The following is a 25862-nucleotide window of genomic DNA, read 5'->3' on the forward strand; positions in this document are numbered from 1 at the left end:
GTGCTCGACTTCCCGGAGTGGGCCAGGAAGCTGATCTTCGTCCTGATCGGCGAATGGCCCTTGCAGGCCAACGAGGACATGGCCTACGACAGCACGACCGCGTGGTCCGACCACGCGCGGCGGGTCCGGAACCTGCGGGCGCTGATCGTCAAGTCGATCGACGAGGCCGGCGCGGCGCTGCCGCCGGGCGTCGGGGACAGCTATGTGCGGGCCATGTCCACGCTGACCGGCGCCGGCGGCAGGGACTACCTGAACGAGTTCGCCGACGGGCTGGAGAAGATCGGGCAGGGTCAGGTCAAGAACTCCCGGGACATCATGGAGTCCAAGTGGAGCATCATCGCCGAACTGATCCACCTGATGCTGGAGTTGGCGCTCATCGCCGCCCTGTCCTTCTTCACCGGGGGCGCGTCCGCCGGTGAGGCGGCGCTGGCCAGGGCGCGGAGCCGACTGGCGATCCTGCTCGCCCTGGACCGGCTGCTGCAGCGTACGCACCTGATGCCGAGCATCTCGGAGGCGATCCAGGAGGCGTTCGAGACCTTCGCCGTCCGGCTGGCCATGCTCACGATCAACAAGGGCGACCACCGACCGGACGGGTTCAACTGGACCGACATCGGCAAGTCGGCGCTCTTCGGCCTTGTCGTGGGCGGTCTGGCCCAGGGGCTGGACAAGGTCTTCCACAACTTCAAGAACCTGTTCAAGAACTTCGACGACAACAAGTTCAACAAGAACCTGTTCCACGTCACGGGGGACTTCACGACCGAGGCAGTGGCGGAGGGGGCCGGCGAGACCCTGGTCAACGGTGTCCTCGACGGCAAGTGGTCGTGGAGCTGGAACACCTTCGTCGGCGCGGGCCTGAGCGGCATCAGCGAACTCGCCGGCCACCACGTGTTCGAGGGCGCCGGCAGCTGGCTGGGCAGCAACTACTTCAAGAACGCCAACCTCAGGCTCGACCTGCAGAACACCAACACCTTCAACCAGCCCGGGGGCCCCGGCTCCGCCAAGTTCACCCCCACTCCCACCCCCGTCGTACCGCCGCCCTACACGCCGCCCGTACCGATCACCCCGGTGGAGAGCACGTTCAGCGCCGGCGATCCGCTGACCGCCGGCTACCGGACACCGCCCCCCGAATACGAACCCGGCGTGCCGCACATCCCCACGGCCACGAACGAGTTCACGACGCCGGACTATTCGACACCGGACTTCACCGAACCGTCCCTCACCCCGCCACCGACCCCGACCGTGCCCACGGTCGTGACCCCGGTCCCGATGCCGAGTCGAACGTCGAACGTGACGCCCACGTCCACGCCGACGCCGAGTCCGGTGACCGAGGTGACGCCGGAACCGACACCGATCGTGACATCGAGTACCGCGCCACCGCGTTCAGCACCCGTACAGGACAACCGCACGCCCGAGGTGACACCCGATCCGACACCGATCGTGGCATCGGGCACTGCGCCACCGCGTTCGACACCCGTACAGGACAACCGCACACCCGAGGTGACACCGGACCCGACACCGGTCGTAGGGCCGGACACGACCCGGGTTTCGGCCCCGACGCCGAGCCGGACATCGGATGTGACACCGACGCCGGAGCCGGTCCTGACTCCGGGCCAGGCTCCGGGGTCGACTGTGATGCCGACACCGTCGCCGAGCCGGACCTCGAACCCGACATCGAGTTCGGGGCCGGCCGAGGGTGAGGCTCCGGTTCCGCCGCCGGTTCTGAGCCCGGGGTCGGGCCCTGCGGTGACGCCGACGCCGAGCCGGATGTCCAACGTGACGCCCACGCCGAGTCCGGTGACCGAGGTGACGCCGGAACCGACACCGGTCGTGACGTCGAGTGCCGCGCCGCCTCGTTCGGTGCCGGTGCAGGACGACCGGACACCCGAGGTGACGCCCACGCCCAAGCCCACGCCGACCGTGTCCCCGGTACCGGGGACAACGGTGACGCCGGGGCCGGTCCGGACCTCGGCCGTGGCGCCGCCCCCGGCCTCGGCGGAGGGGAGGACACCCGCCCCGGCCCCCGGCAACCCGGCGACCCCTGCTCCCGGCACGGGCAGTGCCCCCGCCAGGCCGTCGACCCCTGTCACCGCCTCACGCGACGCCTACGGCTCGGACAGCGGCGATGACGACACGGCGTCCTACAGCGGCACCGATTCCGATGCCGCCTCCGTCAATTCGGACACCACCTACGGTTCCGAGGACCTGCCCGTTTCGCCCATCACCCCGGTGACGTCGTCCGAGTCCTACGACTTCCCGGTTCCGGACACCACGACGACAACCCCCTACCCGAGTTCCCCCCCGAGCCCCGGCGCCGATCCGCGAGCGGCGCACGTGCGACAGCAGCCGCCGACCACCGAACGCCCGGTCCAGGACACGGAGAAGGAGCCGAGCCGCCCGCACACGGACGTCCGGCCGAGCACGCAGGCCGATGCCGTCGCAGCCGTCCTGGCCGGTGGGACGCCACCGATCACCCCGGCGGCACAGTCGGTGAACCGGCCCGGCAGCCCCGTGCCGTCGGTGACCTCGTCCTCCGTACCGGCGGTGGCGGTGCCCGCGTCGAGGCCGCGTTCCGCCAGCGAGAGCGCACCCGATCAGCCGTACGGCCCGGGCCGTCCCGACGTTGTGGCGCCGCCGTCGGCCGTGGCCACGTCCAGCCGGGCCGCGGCCGACGCATCACACGATTCCCCGTCCGGCACGAGCGGGCCCCGGGATTCACGGCCGGACGCCGCCCCCGACGACATCGCCGCCGCCCCCGATCCGGCGGTCCACAGTGTGGTCACCACCTCCGCCTCGACACCGCAGGCCGGGGTGACAGGTGGGCCGGCGTCCGTTTCCGGGGCCGACGCCACTCCCGAACCCCGCCCCGTCGCCGCTTCGTTGCCGCCGCCCCTGTCGCGGGTCAGCTTCACGGACGGCTCACTGGACATCGATCCGCATCAGCTCCGCGACATCAAGGCGCTGGCTCGACAGGTGGCGGAAGTGGGGGTACGCGACCAACGGGCAGGACTCCCGCACACTCCTCGGATCACCATCACCGGGTACGGCAACGGCTCGTGGCTCAAGCTGGGGACCGGCGACTGGACCGCGGAAAGGAGGGGACGGCGGCGCGCGGACACCGTCGCCACGGTATTCCGGGACGAGCTGTGGATCGCCCTGGACGAGCTCCAGCGCAACGAGCCGTACGGCACCCCGCGTGTCGACTCCCACCATTTCTCGATCGTGGTGCGCAGCCGGGGACGCGCACTCGACGCGAACGACCTGTCCGGCGGCACGGACGCGCGGGTCCTGCGTCGGCGGGCGACGATCGAGATCGACCTGAGCCTCCGCTCGTCGGCCGTCGAACGGCTGAACGCCCTACGGCTGGCCGACCCCGACCCCGGTGTGCGCGCGGGCCTCTTCGCCCCCGCCCCGCTCGCCCGCCGGATCCTGGGCCTGGACGCGGCGCAGCAGGTGACGGATGCCCACCGCCGCGAGCTGTACGCGCTGGTGGACGAGGCCGTCGCGGCCGGCCGGGCGACGAGCCTGGCGGCGCTGGAAGCCCACCGTCTCAAGCAGCAGGGGGTGCTGTCCGACGCGACCCGGATCACCGCTCGGGACGGCAGGGCCCTGGGCCGTAGCCTCACGCGCACCCCGGTGGTGAACCTGGACACTGCGTGGGACGGAAGCGGTCAGGCCCTGTGGCAGAAGAACGCGGGCGATCCCCGTCCCTACTTCGTGGTCGCCCAGGGCGACCACGAAAGCGTCGAAGTCTTCGGGCCCAACGGTGCCGTCCGCCGTGTGCCGGTGGACACCTTCGCGGAGTTGCTGGCCGTGGACCCGGACCTGGCGGGGCTCGGCGCCGACGTGCCCGTCGTCCTCGTGATACCGGGCGCTGGTGCCAGGGAACTCGTCCTGCCGCGGACCGTCGCCGCCCGGACCGGCCGGACCGTCTGGTCACACGCCGGCGCCGCGAAGCTGCGTTTCAACGGCCCGATGCTCAGTCACCGGATTTCGACGCTCGGTCTCCCGGGGGAGCTGACCGGGAGCTGGATCGCCAGCGGGCCGGGCGACCTGGGTCCCGTCGACCCGGATCCCGCAGCTCCGGAAATTCGCACGATCTCCGGTGACCGGATCCCGGACAGCCAGATCATGAGCCACACCCTGGCCGCCGACGGACTCCCGCACGGCCGCGCCGTGTTCACCAAGGGCGACCTGCTCACGCGGGAGAAGTGGTTCGGCGCTCTCCCGAAGATGACGTGGAACGTGCCCATGGACCCCGTCACCCAGGATCCGCACGGTGTCCCGGAGGAGGTGCCCTGGATCGGCCGGAAGGCGTACTACTTCTATCTGCACGGGCTGCCGGGCCGGTTCGAGGTGGTGAGAGAGGGCGGGACCCAGAAACCGGCGGGCGGCGGCCAGGTCGTCCGTGAGATCCGGGAAAAGGCTCTAGGCGACCAGGTCGGCGGGTATCTGCGACGGCGCCCGAGCATGCGGCAGCTCGCTCCCGACGGCGTCGTGGTGCTCATGTCGTGCTGGGCCGACGCGCCCGCGGAGGGGTTGCCCGCCGTCAACGCGGCCGGCCCCGCACCTTTCGTCTCCGATCCGCTGGAGACCGTTTCCGAGGCCCAGCGTGTGTCCAACCAGGTCGGCCGCACGGTGTTCGCGGTCGACCGGACCCACTACACGCTGAGGACGGGCACGCTGCGGCGTCAGGGCGTCGACTCCACCGCCGACGGGCGGCCGAGCCGGTGGCGGGAACTGCGACCCGAGCCGGCCGGGACCGCGCTCGACGACCTGGCGCGTACGGCGGGCCTGCACACGGGCACGGGCCCGGCATCGGACGGGAACAGGCGCACGACCCTACGGCTGGTCCGGGCCCTGCGTACGACCTTCGGCGCCTCCGTCGAGGACGACAAGGATGACCCGGCGGGCGGCTATCAGCGGCTGTTGGGCGGTATCGGCGCACTGGAAAGCATGCGCCTCGGGGACCAAAACCTGCGGGGCACCGGGGAGTTCACCCTCGACCTGCTCGACCGGGCCACCCGTGCGCACCTCAAGCAGCAGCAGGTCGTCGGCACCCGGCCCGCGCCGCCCGCCGAGGCCGACGTAAAGGCGACGTTGGAGGCGGCGAGCGCGAAGCTGGCCGCCGAGCCCGGGGCCGCGCTGCCGGCCTTCGTCGCCCTGCCTTCGGTGGACCGGGCCCGGGACCTGCTCGCGCAGGGCGATCCGGACCAGCGGGCCCGCGAGGTGCTGGGCCTGGGCAGGACCGACCCGGTCACCCCGGTCCACCGCCAACGTCTGCTGTGGGCCACCGTCAAGGCCGTCGAGGGCGTGGAGAACCATCCCGACGCGGATGCCCTCACGACGAAGGTCCTCCACCTGCGCGACGGTGAGGATCCGAAGGAAGCCGCCCGGCAGACCGAACTGCTCTGGACGGCGGCTGCCGCGGCGGCGGTCGGCCGCGACACTCACCACCGGACCGCGCTCGCCGCATATCACCTCGAACGTCACGGGGCACTGGACCGGGCCACCGAACTCGGCGGGGCCGGAAAAACGGTGACGGGCCGTAACTGGACCGGCAAGCCGATCACGGACCCGTTGCTCACGAACAAGTACTTCGTCTCGGAGGACGGCACCGTCGCGAAGGGCACGTTCTTTGCCGTCCCGTGGCGCACGACCGCCACCAGTGAGGACGCGTACTTCCTGGTGACCAAGGAGGACCCGCTCGCGGGCGGCGACATCATGATGCCGTGGCCGACCGGCCCCGACCGGCCGGTGCCCCCCGACGAGATCGCCGAACTGCTCGTGCACGACCGGTCTCTGGCGCGCCACGAGGCGACGTGGCCCGTCGTCCTGGTCGGAAGCGGTGGTCCGACCAGCCCGTCGGCCTCCGCCGACGGGCTGGCCAAGGCGCTCGCGGACCGGTCGGCGACCGCCAGGAACGTGCTGCGCACACCAGGTCCCCTCAACCTGGTCTACGACGCGGGGAAGAAGCAGAACGTATTCGTCCTGACCGGCGACCCGGCAAATTCGAGCCTCACGAAGGACTGGCTGCGCACCGAACCCCGGAAGCTGCCGACCCCGGTGGCCCAGGTGCCCCCGACAGCCCCCGTCGCTCCGGTCGCTCCGGTCAACCCGGTCACGCCGGTCACCCCGGTTGTCCCCGTGACGACAACGGCGAGCGACCCCGCGCTGCCCACCCCCATGTCCACCACTCCCGCTCCGGTGGTCGTCACGTCGTCCGCCGACGTCTCCCCGCCGACGGACCCCGGCCCGCCCGCCCCGTCGACCACCGTCGGTCAGGGCCTCGACGAGCGGCGTCCGCCCCGGATCGACCCCGACCCGCGGCCCGCTCCGGTGAGCGGCCTCGGCTCGCTGCTAAGGAATCTCCCCCGGAAAGTCCTGCGACGCCCCGGTGACCGCGTCCTGCGCGGTGTCGACCAGGTCGTCCGGGAACTCGACAGCAGGCTCCAGCAGCAGGCCGGCGTACGGCCCGCCACCCCCGAGTTGCTGAACGACGTACAGCGGCGGCTCGGGCAGCAGCCGTCCGGTGTCCTCGGCGACGGCGGCCAGACGTTCGCCTACACCACGGCCGACGGCACGCCCCTGACGCTCACGGTCACCGCCCGGCCCGACACGTTCACCGTCGTCGGCCACGCCAACTTCACGAAGACGGACGGCCTGGCGCGGGATGGGCGTTCCCACGGTGGAACCGCCGTCAACTCCACCGCCCAGACCGTGGCCCCGGCGATTCCGCCCGGCCCCGTCAAGCAGCCCGCCCGCACCTGGAAGCGGCTCCGCGCGCGCTTCTCCGGGATCCTGAACACCGCCAGCGGTGCGCGCCCGCGTCCGGACCACGTCTGGTACGAGTTCACGGTCACCGACCCGACCGGCCGCCCTGTCGACGGAACCGGCAACGTGCTTCCCGAGGGTGACACCTCGCGACTGCCGGTCGCCTTCGGCTTCGGCGTACGCGACGGACTGCTTGTACGACTGCCTGACAGCCCGGTTCAGGAGGCGCCTGAGCAGGAAGTCCCCGCGCCGCAGGCTCCGGTTGAGGCCCCGGTTCCGGAGCCCTTTGTTCTTGAGGAGCCGGTTCCGGAACTCTCCGACCATCAGCAGCCGAACCCGGAGACTGCCCTTTTCGAGCAGCCGCCTGCCGAGACCCCCGTCCCCGAGCCGGAAACGGATCGGTCTCCGGATGCAACGGATGTAGCTGACGCCGAAACGGTGCCCGAGCACACCCCCGAACTCCCCGCCACGACCGACCAGTTGCCCGTGCCGTCCACCGCCGCTGTACCCGGCCCGCGTCGTGTGCTGGCGCCCGCGCCGGAGCGGCTGGCCGCGTACGCGGGTGCGCTCACGGCCGAGGACGAGGAGACGCCGGGCAGCCGCGAGGCGATGTGGGCGAAGCGGTCTCCGGTGCTTGCCGCGGAGGGCAGTGATGTTCCGTCTCGGTTCGTGGAGATCGAGGACGTCACGGTCGGCTACACGCCGGCCGAGGAGAACCCCGAGGCCAACGCACCTGTCGCGGGCGGCAAGTTCATTGATGTGTTCGGCCTCGGTGACGACGGCAGCACTCTCGCGGTGATGGCGGAGATCTACCGTGCGCCCGGCGAGGAGTTCACGGCCGCCGACGCGTTCATCCACCAGTGGGCAACCGCCCATGGCCTGCTCAGCGGGGAGAAACTGTCGGCGAAAGCACTGTCCAAGGCGATGGCCCGGAGTCTGGACCAGCAGCTTTCCGTAGCTGATGTGCCGGATCGGCTGCCGGACCGGATCTACCAGCAGAACATTTCCGGATCGGAGGCGAAGAAGGCGCTGGGCGAGATTCTCGGCGATAACACGAGTACGAGGCAGTTCACCGAGGGCGACGAGACCTACCGGAAGATCCTCGGGACGGTCAACGGCAAGGCGAACAACAATATCGTCAAGACGTTCAATGATCTCAAGGGGTATGCGGGCGACGACGTCCAGGTCATTACCGGGGGATCCTTGTTCCGGGACGCCAACGGCAATTACCAGTTGCGTTTCGACATCGCCCGGGCGGCCGACGCTTCCCCCGGTGACACCGAGGCGGTGCCGACCGCGTCGACGACCGCGCCGGACCCCATGGACTCCGCGCCAGGCGCCGCCATGCCGGCGCTGAGCACGGCATCCGACGACGATGTGGGCAGCATCGTGTCCCTGGGGCCGGACGACCCCGGCCCACACCGCTCGCCGGCGGTCCAGCCGCCGTCGCCCCGGTCGCGGGTCCCGTTCGGGAAACGCCACAAGGAGATCGGTCCGCGGGAACGGCAGGAGATCGCCGACCTGGCCGAGCAGATCGTGGTGGCGGGCCTGCGGGACCTGAAGGCAGGACTGCGGGCCCCCCGTGTCACGGTCACCGGGTACGGCAACGGCACACGCTTCTCGATCCGCGGACGTACGGGCCGCCGGTCGGCGCGGGCGACCGGACAACTGCGGGCGGAGGCCGTGGCCGACCTGCTCCGTGAGGAGATCCGGGGGCAGCTGCTGAACAAGGACAACATGGTGAACCTCGTCCATGCTCTGCGGGGCAGGGAGGCCACGGTCGAGGACTTCCCGCTCACGGTGGTGAGCGGTGGCCGGGAGGCCGAGGGTGCGACCCGGCGGGCGGACCGGCGGCTGGCTGTGATCGGGGTCGACCAGTCCCCGCTGTCGGCGGCCGTCGCCCGGCTGGAGCAACTGAGCCCGGGCGACTTCGGTCCGGGAACGGGATTCGATCCGGACGCGATGATCCTGACCGTCCTGCGCAGGCCCTACCAGGGCGGCCCGGACAGCCGCTCCTCGAGTCCCGCCCCGTCGTCCGGGGCCGTGAGCCGTGTCTCCAGCGGGGCCGTGAGCGGCGCGTCCTCGCCCGTCGACCCCGGGAGCCGCGCACCGTCGATCGCCGGCAGTGACGCGAGCGACGCGTCCGACGGATCCGTACCCGTACCCGTCTCCTTCGACGTCGAGGACATGTCGGCCGATCAGCGCGCGTTGTACGAACTGGTAGCCGAGGCGATGGCGGCGGGGCGGGCGACGAGTACGGCGGCACTGGCCGCGTTCCACCTGAGCAAGGAACTGCTGTCCGACGCCACGCGGATCACCGCCCCGGACGGCACGCCGGCGGGCCGCAATTGGACGGGCCAGCCGGTGTCGTCCCTCGACACCTCCTCGTACGCCGAGGTGCCGCGTCCCGCTCCGAACGCCCCCACCACGCAACCGGCACCGCTTCCCGGGCCATGGGCCAAGACCCCGGGTGCCCCCGCCCCGTACACCTACGCGACCGCGGAGGGCGGCCACCTGTGGCTCGGGGCCGCCCTGCCGGACGGCAGGCACTGGAACCTGTCGGCGGACATAATCGCTGAACTGATGGACATGGACCGGGACTTGGCGTCCCGGGGCCGGGACACCCACGTACTGCTCGTGTCCCCGAAGGCCGGTGACATGGAGCTGGAGCTGCCCCGCAGGGTGTCGGCGCGGGTCGGCCGGACACTGTGGGCGCACACCGGCTCGGTCACGCTGGGCCTGGAGCAGGGCACCGGCCTGCACAGCGTCGTGGTGATCGACCGGCGGGCCGTAAATCTGCCGCTGGGCCAGTGGATCCGCACCGAACCGGAGGATCTCGGCCCCACCGACGACGGGTTCGAAGGCCCCGGCATGATCGAGGCGCTGGACGGCTCGGGCCTTCGCGACGACCAGGTCAAGAGCGTCACGTTGACCATCGACTCGCGGCCCGTCGGCCGCTCCGCCATGGACGACGTCGACCAGCTGCACCGCAAGCACACCTTCGAGACGTTGGGCACGTTCACGGAGTGGACCAGCGGCGATCCGGTCACGGGAGAGCCGTCCGGTCCCAGGAGGCCGGTGCCGTGGAAGGGCCGGAAGGCCTACTTCTTCCAGGCGCACGGACTTCCGCGGCGGAACGCCATGCCCCGGCTGAACCGCCCGAACCCCGTACACGTCCACAGCCGTGCGACCGGCGGCTACCTTGCCCGGCGGCGGAGCCTGCGGCGGCTCCCCAAGGACACGGTGATCGTACTTCTCTCGTGCTGGGCGAACACCGCCATCGGCGACTTCGGCAACGCCTGGCTGGGCCCGAGCGCCGACTCCCCGTTCGTCGCCGACCCCCTGTCGAACCCCTCCGGTGCCCAGGACATCGCCAACGAGACCCGGCGTACCGTCTTCGCCCCCAACCGGGTGCACATCCACTACCTGGTGGGGGGCCTGCACGGCATCGTGAGTTCTCCCTCGGGTGCACCGACCATCTGGGACGAGGTGCGGCCCGAACCGACCAGCGCCGAGCTCGACGCGCTGGCGGAGCAGGCCGGTCTGGGCTGGATCGCGTCGGACTTCAGCCCGGAAGAGGCCCGCGCCACCACTCTGCGGCTGGTCCGCGCCCTCCGGCAGACCTTCGGGGTGTCCGTCGAGGACGACAAGGACGACCCGGCGGGCGAGTACCAGCAACTGCTGGGCGGGATCGGCGCGTTGGAGGCGATGCGCCGCAAGGACGGAAACCTTCGGCACCACGGGGAGTTCACCCTCGACCTGCTCGACCGGGTCACCCGTGCGCACCTCAAGCAGCAGCACGTCGCCGGCACCCGGGCCGCGCCGTTGGCCGAGGCCGACGTACGGGCGACGCTGGAGGCCGCGGCGGCGAAGCTGGCCGCCGAGCCCCGGTCTGCGCTGCCGGCCTTCGTCGCCCTGCCGTCGGTGGACCGCGCCCGGGAGCTGATCGCGCGGAGCGACCCGAAACTACCGGCCCGCAGAGAGGCGGCGCGGGCCACCGATCTCGATCCCCAGTCGCTGCTGTGGGCCACCGTCAAAGCCGTCGAAAGCGTGGACAACCATCCCGACGCCGACGCCCTCACGACGAAGGTCCTCCACCTGCGCGACGGCGACGATCCGACGGAGGACGTCCGGCGGGCCGAACTGTTCTGGACGACGGTCGCGGCGGCAGGGGTGGGCCGCGACACCTACAACCCGACCGCCCTCGCCGCGTACGACGTCGAACTCCACGCCATGGGACCCCATGGAGCACTGGGCTCCGACTCGAAGATCCTGACGACCAACGGCAGGCCGGCCGGACGCAACTGGCGGAGGCAGCCCGTCCAGGGCCGGCTCGGTACGGAGACCTACGCCGTCGAATCCGCGGGCAGCCGCAGGACATTGCACCGGCTGCCCTGGCGCAGTCTCAGGGCCGGCGCCGAGCGGGCCGAGGGGTACTTCCTGGCCATGGACCCGGACTCGGGCTCCTCGGGCATCGACATGCCCTGGCAGGACGGCGGCACCCGCCCGGTGCCCCACGAAGAGATCGCCGAACTGCTGAGCCACGACACCGAGTTGCAGTACTCCCAGACCCGCGAGATGCATATCGTTCCGGTGGGGATCGACCGCGGGGCCGACCGGCTGGCCGCGGCCATCGCCGACCGGAGGGCCACGGGCAGGACCGTGCCGGTGGCCCAGCATTCGTTCAAGATCGACGACTACCCGTCGGCGAGCCACGCGGAGCTGGTCATGACCGTGCCGCCGGGCAGCGGCAGGGCAGACGACTGGGACTCGGTCAGCCCAGCCGGGGTGTCCCCGCAAGCCACCCCGTCCAGCCGCACCCCGTCCCCGCAGCCGGGCCCCGCTCCCGTCACTCCCGTCGCCACCTCGTCGCCCGGCGTCTCGTCGGCACCTACGTCCGCCCCGCCCGCGCCGACGGACGCCGCCCGCCGAGGCGACACGAACCCGCCCACGCCCACCGTCCGTGCCCGCCGAGCCGTCCTGCCCGTGCCCCCGCACCGCCGTGGCGGCACCCCCCTGACCCCCGTCCCCGAGGACGCCCCGACCCCCGTCGCCCCGGTCACCCCGGATCCCGTCGGCTCCCCCACCCCGCGCCCCGCCTGGATCGGCGAGGACCTCGGCGACCGCCGGCCGCCCCGACTGGACCGGGACCTGCCGCCCGCGCGGGTCCTCGGCGGCGAGGTGCGGTTCAGCGACAGGACGCGGCTGCCGGTCTACATGGGCCGGGTGGGCTCGGTGCTGAAGGGCCTGTCCGCGCAGGTGCTGGGGCGCTCCTTCGCCTTCGGGCACAGCGACCGCGCGCTGCGCGGGACCGACCTGGTGGTGGACGAGCTGGGCAGCCGGCTCGACGGGCTGGCCGGGGTCCGGCCGGCCGCCGCGAAGGGCGGCACGTCGCGGGAGTCCGCCCTGCTGGCCGACGTACGGCGCAGGCTCGTGCAGTCCCCGCAGGGTTTCTTCGGCGACGGGCAGGAGTTCGTCTACACCACCGCGAACGGCAGAACCCGGGTGCTGAGGGCTACCGCGCGACCGTACGCGCAGTGGGAACGGTTCGCCTTCGGCTACGCCAACCCGGTGAAGGCCGACAGCATGCAGCGGACCAACGTGCTCACCGGCCGCACCGCCGTGAACACCACCGCCACCGCGCTGGCCCCGACAGTGCCGCTGGGCCCGGTCAAGGTGGCCTTCAACGGATGGGGACGGGTCTTCGCGCGGGGCTTCTGGAACAAGCGGGTCCAGTACGGGATGCAGAACCAGACGATGAGCCAGACCGAGACCCGTTCCACGGACGGCTCGCACGCCCATCTGGACGACGTCTGGTACGAGTTCACGTTCGCAGACCGGGCCGGCCGCCCCGTCGACGCGTCCGGCCGCGCCATTCCCGAGGGAGAGACCTGGCGGCAGCCGGTCGGCTTCGGCTTCGCGATCCGCGACGGTCTGGTCGTACGGCTGCCCGACAGCGTCACCACGGAACAGCCCGCCAAGAACCGGGACGGGCTGCCGGCGGAGATGCGGCTCAGTCGCAGATCGAACTACCGGTCGGTGAACACGGAGGCGTACGGCCCGGTCGCGCACATCCGTGACTGGGTGATCAGACAGGCGGGCGTCGGGCAGGACAGCGTGGCCGGTTCCCAGCTGGGCGACTTCTTCTCCACCGACTCCTTCCACCGCATGGGCCGCGTGCTGAACGCCGGCCAGGTCACCACCCCGCCGCTCCTGCGCGACAAGGCCAAGACACCGTTGGGTGTCTTCTCGGTGCGGGTGGAGTCCGGTCAGGCCGTGCTGATCGACGGGACGACGGCGGCGGAACTGCGGGACATCATGCAGTCCACGGTCCGCAACGAGCGGATCACGGGCAAGGGCGCGGGCATCGACATCGGTGGCTCGGCCGGACCCGCCTTCCACCTGCTCGGCCTGGACAAGGGCGCGTTCGACCTGCGGATACTGGCCGGACTCAACGTCCGCTACGGCTCCTCGCGCGCCCGTACGTCCACGACCGGCGGCACCGGCGCCATCAAGTCCGCCTCCCAGGCCAAGGGTTCCTCCACCGGCCTCTACCTGGTGCAGAAGACGGTGACCGTCACCGCACCGCCCGACACGAAGGCCCCGCTGCCCGACCCGGCGGGCGACGGACAGGGGCCGCGGCTGATCCGCAAGAACCCGCCGCGCAAATGGAGCGCGCCGCCGCGCACCGAGACGTTCCAGACATGGGCCGTGGAACGGCTGACCCGCGCCGAGGCGCGCCGGCTGGCCGGGCTCGACACGGACGCACCCCGGGGCCCGGAGCCGACACCCCCGCCCTACCTGACCGAGGACCGTCCGCCGACCCTCGGCATGAGCCACGTCGAGGAGTTCACCTTCGCGGACGGCTCCGTCACCCGGACCATCGACGGTCAGGAGCGCACCTTCCTGGAGCACTTCGGGGACCGGATGCTGGAGGCCGTCGCCGAGGTCTATCCGGACCTGGTCGCGCCGCTCGCCGAGCTCAATCCGGACAACCCGCGCTGGCGCGGCGCCGACCACTTCCAGATGGTGCAGAACAACACCCTGGAGGTGCTGAGCACGCTCGCCCACCACAGCATGGCGGGGAACCTGGAGACGATGCTGACCACGGGCCTGCGGATCGGCCTGGTCGACTCCCGCCGCGCCACCCGGGCCCATCGGTACGTGTGGCTGGACGCGGACCTGACCGGCCGGCGGTACGAGACCACGGAGAAGGACGAGCGGCTGCGGTTCAGCGCCCCGGGCAGCGAGAACCTGAGCGGCACCTACAGCGGGACCCGCGGTCTGCACGGCGGTGTCGAGGCGCTGGTGGCGGTGCGCGACAGCGTCGGCGACAACGCCGGCGTGCCGATGCACGCGGGCTCGGCGTCGCTGGGCGGCCGGTGGGGACGGCGGCGGGAGAGCGAGAGCGGATACGGCCCGAGCGCCACGCACGAAGCCATGTCGATCGGCGCCAAGGGGTCGCACCTCTACAGCTACCGGATCGACCTGACGGCGAAGCGCGGCGGCTTCTGGCGGTTCCGCAGTCTGCTGCGCGGGGTCCTCTTCCTGAACCTGCTGGGCACGCAGCCGTTCGTCTTCGACGAGACGGAGACCCAGCTGATCGGCCCGGAGACCGGTCCGGGATCCGGTCCGCGCACCGCGGGGCAGTCCATGCCGGCGGGCCGGGTGCTGCTCAGCATCCCTGTCGAGCACACCCCCACCCGCACCCCTGCCAAGGCCCGGAACCCGCTGCACGGGGTTCCGCTGGCGACCACCCGCAGGGTCGCCAGCGACCTGGCGCTGGCCACCGACGACCTGCTTCACCGGGCCCGGCGGCGCGGCCCGGCGGACTACCAGAAGCACCCTCACCTCACGCTCACCGTGGTCGCAGATCCCTCCCTCGCGCGCGCTGCGGAGGAGGTGCTGGAGGAGTCGTCGCTGGGCTCGTGGATGATGTCGCAGGAGGGCGCCCCGGCGCACGATTCGGCGCTGCGGCTCTTCCAGAGCCCCTATCTGACCGCCAACTTCGACCAGAGTTCCACGCCGACCGGGTGGCGGGCGTCCGGGCTGTGGGCCAAGGCGCCGTACCTGGACAGGTCGTCGGTCCTCGCCCACCGCACCCGGCTACGCCCCGGGACCCTGACTGCCCTCACCGGTGCGGTGCCGGTGGAGACCGAGACCACGATCGGCGGCGTCACCCAGGCGGCCGGCCGTGACACCAGGACCAGTTCGCTGTTCTTCGGCGGCCAGCTGGTGTACCTGCACTCTCATGCGGCGGGACCGGGTGTCACCGGCAACTACGGCCTGGTCGCCAGCCCGTACCGGCTGGACCGATCGCGGGTGGCCCTCGTCTCCCGGTCCGCCGTCGCGGAGATCAACCGCAAGGACATGGGCCGCCAGGTCCTGGTGAACGGCGACGTGGACCACGAGATCGCGGTGGCCAGCAGCGTGATCGGCGAGCGGGCGACCGGCTGGCGGCGCATCCCGCGCCGGCTGGCCGGAGTGGCGGGACGGCGGGTCCTGGTGGGCGACGGCTGGGTGGGACACGTCCCGGAGAAGAGCGCCTACCGGCTGGGGCTGCTGACCGACCGGTGGGGCGACGTGCCCCTCTACACCGCCCGGTCGTGGTCACCGCAGCCCTGGCTGCTCGACAATCCCTTCGGCAGCTGGCCGGTCAACTCGCTCAACACCTCCGCCGTCCTCGCCGACTTCGACCGGAAGGTGCACTCGCTCGGGCTCTCCAAGCGCGACCAGGACACCATCAACCGCCTGGTGTCGGAGCGGGTGGTGCGGGCCATCGGGAAGGAGATGGTGGGGGCGGGCTCCTCGGTGCCCGCGCGCATCGGCCGTTGGGGTTCGGAGAGCGTGAACCTGTGGGTCGGCAGGCGGCGGGTCCGCGCGCGGGCCGAGCTGATCCCGGAGCGCGTACCGCGCGGGACGGACGCCGGCGCCGGTACCGGTTTCGGGGGCCTCGGCCACAGCGTGGAGCTGGAGGAGCACCGGCAGGCCGCGGAGACGGTCCAGGAGGGCCACAGCCGCAGGTCCGGCGCCAGCGTGGGAACCGTCGTCAGCGAGGGCGTGCACACCTCCAACGACACCGTCCGGGCCGCCGGTCCCACCTATGCGGAGGTGGGCTCCACCCAGCAGGTCGCCGCGCAGAACCGGTCGGAGGGCAGCGTCAGGATCGGCACCGCCACGACCACGCAGGCACACGGCGAGTACACCACCCGGTACCGCCTCCGCCTCACCCTGGAGATCACGGACGGCCCCGACCCGGACGAGGCCGCCGCCAGGCCGGCGCCGCGCGGCGGTCGCCTGGGGCGGTGGTGGCAGCAGTGGACCGGGCGGAAGAAGCGGATGATCACCTCCGAGGGCGAGGCCGGCGAGCTGATCGAGCACTACCCGCTGAGCCTCATGCGCCCGGACCCGATCGGCACCGCCACCGGCCCTGACCCGTTGGCCCCACCGGAGCTGGACGCGCCCGGCGAGCCCCGTACGGTCCCGGTGCCGCGCTCCATGGGCGCCGGCGGCTGGCACGACGTACCGCACCCCGGCGACGGCACCACGAAGCCGTTCCAGCTGCCCGAGGACGGCTTCAAGGTCCGCCGGGTCGTCGGTCTCGGCAACCTCCAGGCCGCCAACAACCTCGCCGTGGCCGCCGCCTACGACACCTCGTTCCCGCGGACCGGCGGCCTGGACGGCGACCTGCTCGCCTGGGCCAAAGACACCTCCCTGACCCGCCCGGGCACCGGGCCCGCCCAGAACCTGGAGGACAGTTCCAGCAACGGCGCTCTCACCGCTTTCTACGACCGGACGCTCGCCGCCGGCGGTTACGAGGTGCCCGGCCTGACCGACCGTGGCTTCTACGGCGGCTCGGACGCCGACCTGAGGATGTACTCCAAGCCCGACTTCGGCCGTGCCCAACTACTCACCGTCGCCGACGGGGTGAAGCACGAGGCCCCGAAGCGGGACGTGCAGGGCGGCGGTATGTCGGTCGCCCGGGTCGGGGCGACGGAGTCGGCACTGGGCGGCGGCCCGGTCACCTCCTCGCAGGACACCGGCGCGAGCCAGATGGGGGCGACCGGCCCCGGCGACTACTCCGTCGAGTCCGACGCGCTGGCGGTCTCCGGCGACCGGCTCGCCTCGGTCAACGTCAAGCCGAACCCGACCCGGTCGTTCCTGTTCGCGATCCCCACCACCTGGCTGAGTGTCGCCGCCGTGCACCACCACGTGAAGGACAGCCTGCCGGGCAGGGCGGCCCGCACCGTGTTCGGTAACCCCGGCCGGGGGCCGCAGGCGCTGGAGACCGAGACCACCGTCCTGGCCTGGGTCCGCGAGGACGTGGCCCTTCGGCTGGGGCTGATCGACGCAACCGGGTTCCCGCCGAAGGTGGCCAAGGCGTGGGACGCGGTCACCGCGGCGGACAAGGGGTGGACCGCCGCCGACAAGAAGTACTGGGACCTGCGCCGTGGCGGCGAGACCGAGCGGCAGGCCGAACTGGCCGCGGCGGAAGGGACCTTGCGCGAAATCCGGCAGACGCTCGCCGGACTGACAGCCGCCGACCTGGACGCCCTGCCGACCGAACTGACAGCCGCTCAGGCCGCTTTGGCGGACCTGGACCGGGAAGCCGGGGCCGACGCCGAACCCGCCCACGACGGCTGGGCGGAACTGGCCCGCCGGCAGCGGCAGGCAGCGGCCGGCCGGCTGACCGTGGTGAGCCGACGATCCGCCGCGCTGTCCGCACTGCCCGCGGCGCAGGCCTCGATGGACACCGCGCAGACCCGGCTGAACGGGCTCGGCGGCGAGCTGGCGGCCCTGCGGAAGACGGCGGAGGACCTGGCCGAGGAGTACGCCCGGGTCCGCGAGGCCACCGACCGGCTCACCCGCTGGCACCAGCTCGCCGCCACCGAGAAGGGGCGCCGGCAACTCGGCGACACCCCGGAACCGGACGAGGTGACCTTCACCCCGCCGAAGACGGACGGCGGCAAGCCGGCCATCCAGAAGACGGCCACGTCTCAGAAGCCCGCGGAGCAAAAGGGCGAGGAGCAGAAGCCCGCGGAACAGAAGAACGCCGGCTCCGGAACATCGGGCGGTGAGCTCACGGCGAGTGCCGACGAACGGCCCGCGTACGCCCGGCCGCCCTGGCAGTCGCCGCCGGGCGCCGGCCCGGGACCAGGCGAACGCCGCTTCGACGCGGCCACGGACCACCGCACCCTGACCGCCACGGACCCGGACGGCCGGAGCCGGGTCTACGACCTGCGTCAGCCGAGCGGAGACGGCAACGGCTTCTACGCAGCCGTCCTGGCGGCCGGGGGCGGAACCCGTGACCCGGCGGCCCTGGCCGGTCTGGTCGCCAGGAGCTCGCTGATGCCCGCCGACGCGCCGCTCGACCCCCAAGCGGTGTTCCACACAAGGGAGTTGGACTTCCGCCTGGGCCCGGGTTTCCGGTCCGACGCACGACTGCACGACAACATCGTGGCGAGCGGCGGCCGACTGCCCGACTCCGCACTGGCCCGGCTCACCCCGCACCAGCGCGCGAGCCTGGTCAGACTGCACGTCCAGCGGGCCCGTCGCTGGGACGACACGACGGCGGAGCTGGCCGCCTCCCTCACCGCGCGGACACTCGGCGTGGACCTGACCGTCGTGGACGAGGACGGCTCCTACCGGCACTTCTCCGGCGTCGGCCCCGACACCACCGGTCCGCTGGACCAGGTGATCGTCTACCGGCGCGGGGACACCTACCTGGCGGCCCGCCCGCGCCCGGTAACCCCGCTGCCCACGCCGGGTTCCGATGCCGCGCCGGCCGGGCGGCGCGTCGACGCCGGCAACCGGTCGTTCACCGTGAGCCCGGTGGCGGACGACGGGAACCGCCTGTTCAACGCGGTGCTGGGCAGTGTCGCGGCCCAGCGGCCCGGCTCGCCCGCGGCGTCCATGGACGTCCGACGGCTGCGCGAGCACACGGCGGCCTGGTACGGGCGCTCCGACGCGGCGGCCACCTCCCGCGCCCGGCACGCCGACCGGGACCATCTGGAGCCGCTCGTCCAGGACCTGTTCCCGGATCTGAGCACCCTGCTGGACCTGCTGGACCGCACCGACACACCCCCGAAGCTCACCGCCGTACAGAGCGGCCGGATCAACGAGGAACTGTCGGATGCCAGGCGCCGCACCGAACTCCTCGCCCTGTCCACCGAGGACGAGGACCGGGGCCTGCTCGCCGGCCTCCCGACAGGAGTCGTACGGGCCCTGCTGCCCGGCGTCCGGTACCGGCCCGGCCCGGATCCGACGGTCCGGCACCGGAGGCAGCGGCTGGCCGAGGAAGCACAGGCCGAGACCCTGCGGGCCGAAGTGGTGGCCGCGCTGAGCGCGCCTCGGGGCGACACGAAGGCGGACGAGTTGTGGCAGCGGATCCGTGCGACCCTGCCCTCCGGTGTCCGTGACGGTGTCCCCCGGGACCGCGCCGCGCTCTTCACGACGGGCCACGGAGGCCTGGTCGACCACGCGATCCGCTCGGTCCCGACGGAGCACATGTCGTTCCACGACGAGGTGCCCCCACTGGTGGCCGGTTCGCTGGGCGTCCTCCTCGTACTCGTCGAACCGGACGGGACCGGCGGCTTCACCACCCGGCACCTCGCCCCCGATGCCACCGGCCCCGCCGTCTACGTCCACCACGACGGCCACGGCCGCTACGAAACGCTGGTCCCGGCAGGTCCGGCCCCCGCCGGCGACACCGACCGGAGGCCGCACCGCGGGTCGGCGGAACCGGAGACGGCGGCGGACGGCGAAGGCGGCGTTCCCGCGCCGGACCAGGAGACCCGGGACTGGTTCGCGGACCTCGCCGGACGGCACGGGGCGAGCGGCGCCGACGTACGGCGGCTGACGGCCGGACTCTCGGCGGGGACCCTGGCACGGCTGCGGGCGGTGTCCGGCGCCGACGCCCCGCTCACGGAGCCCGACCCGGAGGACGGTCATCACCAGGTACTCCCTCCAGAGCCCCCCGCTGCCGCGGGCGACGCTCCTGCCGACCCGCCCCCGCCCCCGCCGCTGTCCTCGCCGCCGATGACGGTGCGCGGGTACGGCCGGGCCGCCGATCCGACTCTGTCCCTCGTCCACGACGACGCCTACTACCAGGTGCCCCTGTCCAAGTCGCCCGCTCCCGCCGACGAAGCGCCGCAGGCCCCGGCACCCACCCGTCCGGGGAGGGAAGTCCGCGTCAACGGCCTGTCGTTCACGGTGGGAAGCGTGCGCGGCGACGGCAACTGCCTTCCCCAGGCCGTCCTGGACAGTCTGGCCGGCCAGCACCCCGACGCGCCGGGGCCGCACACGAGCGTCGAGCAGGTGCGTGTCCACGCGGCGAACTGGTACCTGAACTCGGACGACGGCGCGGCGGTCCGGGCCCAGCACGACACGCTGGATCCCGTGGACATGCTCGTCGACGACCTGTTCCCGGACGTCAAGAGCCTCCTGACGCTGCTCGGCCGCACCCGTGGGCCGGACCTCACCGCAGAGCAGCGAAGCCGGATCGAGGACCGACTGACCCGGCCGCCGTACCGGGCCGAGCTGATGAAGTCCGCCGCCGGCGAGGACGATCGCCGTCTGCTCGCGGACTTCCCGGTGGCCGCCGCCGAGGAACTGTTGCCGGACCTCCGCCCGGTCACGGGCGGGGTGGACCGGGGCGAGGAGACGCGGCTCGCCGAGCGGGCCCGGACGGAGACCCTCAGGAGAGAAGTCGTCGACCGGCTGCACGCCCCCGACGGGGACAGGGACGCGGAGGCGCTCTGGCGGCGGGTGCTCGCGGCGCTGCCGCCGGACGTCCGCGCGCACGGCTTCGTCCGCGACCGGGGTGTCTTCACCCGGGCGCGCCTCAGCGACCTGGTCGCCCTGTCGCTCGACGTCGGCACAGCGCTCGGCGGCGACTCGCTGCGCCGACGGCCGTACCTCGCCGGCCTGGCCGGCCAGGACCTGCGCAGCGCCTCGACGTGGCAGACACCGTTCTACGACGAGGTGCCGATGGTGTTCGCCCGCTCGCTGGGGCTGGACCTCGTGCTCGTCCAGCCGGCCGGTGACGGCACCTTCGCGACGTACCGGTTCGATCCCGAGGCGGCGGGCCGTACGGTCCATGTCCTCTACAACGGACACAGTCACTACGAGGCGCTCCGTCCGACCGCCCCGCCCGCGCCGTCCACCTCATCGGGCACCACGCCGGGCACCGTCTCCACCGGCCGGCGGGCGCCGTCGCGCACGAAGAGCCCGGAGAGCGGTGTGCCCGTGCCCGACCAGGCGGCGCGCGACCGGCTGGACGAGCTGGTGCGTCGGCACGGGGCGAGCGAGGAGTATGCGCGGCGGCTGACGGACGGGCTGTCGGCGGAGGCAGTGAGGCGGCTGGGGCAGCGCTCCGGGGGGCTCGGAGTCGGGGACGACGCCGGGTTCGACCGGCAGGCACTGGAGGTCGGGGGCGACCGCTTCGCCGGGGCGCTGGTGGCGGCGCTGGACCAGAGTGTCCCGGACCTGCTGCGGCGGCAGCCCGGGCTCGCCGCGAGTCCCGGGTCCCTTCTCGACTGGCTGGACGCGCGGCTGGCGACGGACGGCTCCCCGGACACCGAACGCGTCGGTGGGACTCAACTCCTTTCCGTTCCGGACGAGTTGGTCACAAGAAGCGAACTGAGGCGGATCGGGGCTCAGTTGACTGCCGGTCAGCAGGTGGAGTTGGTCCTCGGGGGCCGGATCGGGGCCGAGACCATTGCCCTGACGCGTCTGCAGCGGTTCCGGCTGCTGCTCGCGCGACCCGGATTCGGTGGTGCCGCCTTCGTCGAGGCCCTCGCCGCCACGGTGGCGAGTGAACTGGGCGTCAGGCTCGCGCTGTTGGACGCGGCCGGGCGGCGGATCGAGTTCGGCCGGGCTGGGGAAACCGTCGTCACCCTTGACGTTGGCCGACTGGTCGCCTTCCCGAAACCTGATGTAGGCCTGAGCGGATCATCAGGTCAATGAATCTGTGAATTAATGCTCTTGAGCCCGTAGGGGCCGGATGGGGTTCGCGTGTTTCTGGAGAGTGCGTCACCGGTGGGCGAGCGGAGCGAGGAGCTCACCCCCTCCATTCCCGTGCCGCCGGACGACATCATCGAGGCCGCACGGCTCGCGCCCGACCACTGGCTCAGCATGATCGATCCCGCGTGGCCGGGTGACGGCCCGCCGCCGGACTGGGCGGTGATCGGCCGGTGGCGTTCCGGCCCGACGGGTGAGATCGAGGAGTGGGAGGACAACGCGGCGTACCGGCCCTCCCCGGAGAGCCTGGGCTGGCCCGAGCCCGCCGACGACGTCGACGCCGCCGTCCAGCTCGCCGCCACCGGCTACGGCCCGACGCGGGACGTGCCGCGCGCGCTGGCCGACTCCGTCGAACTGGCCGTGTTCCTGGCCCCCTCCGGCACGGCACTGTGCGCCCGCGCGCCGGACGGCACCGCCGTCGTCCCTGTGTTCACCGCGGCGCGCTACCTCCACCTGGCCGGGAACCTCGCCTTCGAAGTGCTTCCCGGCACCGAACTCGTCGACCGGATCCCGGACGGGCACCACATCTACCTCAACCCCTCGGCGCCGGTTGCCCTGATCGTGGAGACCGAGGCCCTGGCCGAGGCTGTCACGGCCCGCGCCGCCCGGGCTTAGCAACAGGAAAGCAGCCGATGTTCCGTCAGCAACCAGACGGCCGCCGAGGGGCCGAGCAACGTACGGCCCCGGCCGACGGCACCCGCCGGGCGCAGCAGTGGAGCCACAGGTGACGCGCTGGACCAGCGGCAGGTCCCGGCGGCGCGGCGGGGTCCGGGCCGAGGCCGTACCACCGCCGGAGGCCGGCGCGGCCGAGGGATTCGTACTCGTCGAGGACCACGACGGCCTGTTGCTGCTCCGTTCGCCCTTGGACGACACGCTGGGCCCGGCCGAAGTGGCCGAGCTCTCCCGCGCGTTACGCCCGGACGAGGGCACCGTGACGCTGATCGCCGGTGCGCGGGGCGCGGCAGCCACCGGCTTCTGGCCGCGGCTGAGCGAGTTGCTCGACTCCTTCCGCGACGCCGGCACCGGATCCCTCCGGCTGGTGCTGGCGGAGGCCGGGACCGACCGCCCCGACCGTCCCGCCGTGGCGCGCCGGATCGCCGACGACTGGGGCCTGGAGGTGGAGGCCCCGGACGGGTCCGCACTGGTCGTGCCGGGCGGTTCCCTGTACGTTCCCGTGGGTCCGCGGGGCGGCGGCTGGTGGCGGTTCTCGCCGGGGGAGAAGCCGGTGCCCCTGGGGCCGCGCAGCCCCACGCCGTCATGGCAGGCCGCGCTGGGCCGGGTGCCGTCGGGCACCGACAGCGGCTGTGTGGTCGAACAGATCCCGGCAGGCCTGCTGATACGGCCCGCCGAGGCCGCCACGCCCCAGCCGGGCGATCTGTACCACGCGATACCGGTCGACCCCCGGCGCCCGGCCGTGGTGGTGGGGGTGCCCTACGGCGAGGACGTCTCCGCGGCGGAGGTCGCCGAACTGCTCGCCGCCCTGCCGGAGTCGGCCGCGTCCGGCGTACGCCTCGTGCCCGGCGGGCTGCGCGACCTGCTGCCGCTGGGCCAGTCGGTCGCCTGGATGCTGGGCTCCGAGGTGGAGGTCACGACCGGGCTGCCGCTGTTCGCCGCCGACGGCCCGCTGGACACGTACGCAGCACGGTCCGTCCTGGTCGGGCCCGACGGTACGCCGAGGTGGCTGCCGTTCGTGGACGCCGTCGTGTGCCTGCCGTCCCAGGACCCCGAGAACACCCCGGCACCCCGGTTGCTGCGCTGGTCCTCTCCGCTGCCGGGCCCAGGCCGCCCCGAGGCCGGTGTCGTGCACCTCTCCGACCAGTGGCAGGTCACGGTGACCCGGGCGGGCCTGTGGGTGGGTCCGCGCGCCGCAGGCCCGCCGCCGCCCGCGCGCACGGTCACCACCGAGGGTCCCGTCATCGAGCTGGGCGTACCCGGCGAGCGGCTCGACCGCTCCCTCTGGCCGGTTCTCTCCCGCCTCCTGGGCGGGCTCTCGGCCGACCTGCGTGGCCGTGCCACTCTCCACGTCCACGGCACCGCCTTGGACGGCGGTCAGGAACTTCGCCGCCTGGCCGCCCACCACGGACTCCGCGTCATCCGCTACGGCCCATCGCCCGCCATACCGGGACGGGGCGCCGGACGCCGCGCCGAAAACGCCGCTGGTCCCCGTCCGGATGCCGGCCCGGATACAGCGTCCGCCCAGGGCCCCTCTGCCGGCACACCCAAGGCCACCGGGCCGGCTCCCACACCTGCGGTGACGCCAACTCCCGCCCCTGCCCCGGTCCGCGCGACGCGTACGGCTGCCCCACCGACGGCGGCTCATGGTCCGGGGCCAGGGTCGGCTCCTGACCCGAGGCCAGGGTCGAGTACTCCGGTTTCCGGTTCGGACTCGGGCTCCGGTTCCGGTTCCGGGCGCCGTCCGGCCGTCAGGACTCCGGTCGGCTCCGGTTCTGCGAGGGGTTCGGGTTCCTCCGGGTTCGGTCTCGGGTCCGGAGGAGGTTCGATCGGCCGGGCTCGCGAGGCTCTCGCGATTGCGGCGGGTCTGGATACGGACACGGGCTCCGAACCGATCCCAGGCGTTCCGCCCCGGTCGGCCACCCCGCCCGAGGGTTCCGGAACCCGCCCCGGTCCGGATGCCGGCTCTGCCGCGGGCTCCGCCTCTGATCCGGTCGGCGCAACAGGTACGGACGATGAGTCCCATGCGTGGGACGAAAGCGGTCCCGGTCCTGGCCCTGGCCTCGGGGCGCGTCCGGCAGTCGTGTCCACGATCTCCGTGTCCGGACGCGGCCCGGTACCAGGACCTCGACCGGACACGGAGACCGTGCTCGCCGGTTCGGAGGGCACCGCCCCCGCGCCGCCCGCCGTATCGGACGATGCCGAGCCGACGACAGTCCCGGCGTCCGATGTCCCGACGGTCGGTGCCGCCAACGGCTCCCGACCAGGCGGGCACGACGTGGCTCCGGGCTCGACGCGCAGCCCCGGCTCCCCGACCACGGCGCCGGGCTCCGCGGCGGGAAGCCAGGCGCCTGCTGCCGGGGCGGAACCCGCTCAGACGCACGGTGCCGGGTCCACGCCGGTGCCGGGTCCGGCGACCGTCACAGCATCAGGACCGCCGCCCGTGTCGGTCACCGCGTCCGGCTCGGCCCCCGGCATTGCCCCAACGTCTGGTGGTGTTCCGGCCCCGGGGCCGGAGAACGGAAGGCTCGCCGACCCCGGGAGCGGTGGCACCCACGAGCTGTCATCCGCGCCGCACTCGCGGCGAACACCGGCCGGAACGCCACCCTCGACCAGCCGCCCTCTGCCCGCCACACATCTGCTGTCCCCTGTTCCGATCACGCCGGGCCACCGCAGTACCGATACCGAACGCGCTGCCTTCAGAGCGCTCGCCGACACCGTGTGGGAACGGCACAGCGCGGCCGTCGCCAGGGCCCTGGCCCGTATGCCCGCGCTGCGCGGCCAGGAACAGGAGGCCGCGCGGGCCGACCTGATCGCGCTGCGGCTGTATCTGCTGACGCCGGAGGGGCCGTTGAGCCACGGCGAACTGACCCGGGCCCTGCGCGCCGGCGAGGACCGGCTGCTGCCCTACGCGGCGTGCCTGGCCTCGGGGTTGAACAGGCTGCCGTCGTACCGGGGGGTGGCCCTGCGCGGCTCCGGCCCGCCGGCACCCGGCTCCGTCGGGCCTCCGCCGGGGACGCCGTTGCGCGATGCCGCCCCGGTGAGCGCCACGCCGTTCGACCGTGCCCGAGCGGCAACGCCCGTGACACCGGGCGCGGGCTACGCCGTCTGGTCGGTCACCGGCCGGCGCGTGCGGCATCTCCTCGACGCGGGTGCGCCGGACGAGGTGGTCTTCGCCCCGGGGACGGCCTTCCGGGTACTGGACGTGCGCCCCGGTGCCACGCCCTTGGTTCTCCTGCGCGAACTGCCTACTGCCGATGCGCTGTCCACAGGTCTCGACGACGCGGACCGTGCCGTGCTCGCCCGGCTGGACGAGGCGTTGGACGGCCACTCGTTCCCGACGGGGACAGGCCAGTGGCCGGAACGCTGCGCAGGGCCGATCGGCGGCGGACCGTGAC

3 protein-coding genes are annotated in these 25862 nt (G+C 72.9%); all 3 read left to right on the forward strand.

The genetic code is table 11. The features are described 5' to 3' along the window. Complete coding sequence (locus tag OC490_RS30235) at positions 1-21738, forward strand: lonely Cys domain-containing protein (protein ID WP_262061194.1); 21738 nt, start codon at positions 1-3, stop codon at positions 21736-21738. A 48-nt stretch (positions 21739-21786) separates the two neighbouring features. Continuing rightward, the gene (locus OC490_RS30240; protein WP_262061195.1) at positions 21787-22407 is read left to right on the forward strand and encodes a type VII secretion system-associated protein; all 621 of its coding nucleotides are present in this window, start codon (positions 21787-21789) and stop codon (positions 22405-22407) included. Positions 22408-22516: 109 nt separating this feature from the next. Next, a complete protein-coding gene (locus OC490_RS30245) occupies positions 22517-25861 on the forward strand; it encodes a hypothetical protein (RefSeq protein WP_262061196.1) in 3345 nt (1114 codons plus the stop codon). The last annotated feature ends 1 nt before the right edge of the window (position 25862 follow it).

The sequence above is a fragment of the Streptomyces sp. STR69 genome, from assembly GCF_024519455.1.
In the GTDB taxonomy this organism is placed as follows: Bacteria; Actinomycetota; Actinomycetes; order Streptomycetales; family Streptomycetaceae; genus Streptomyces.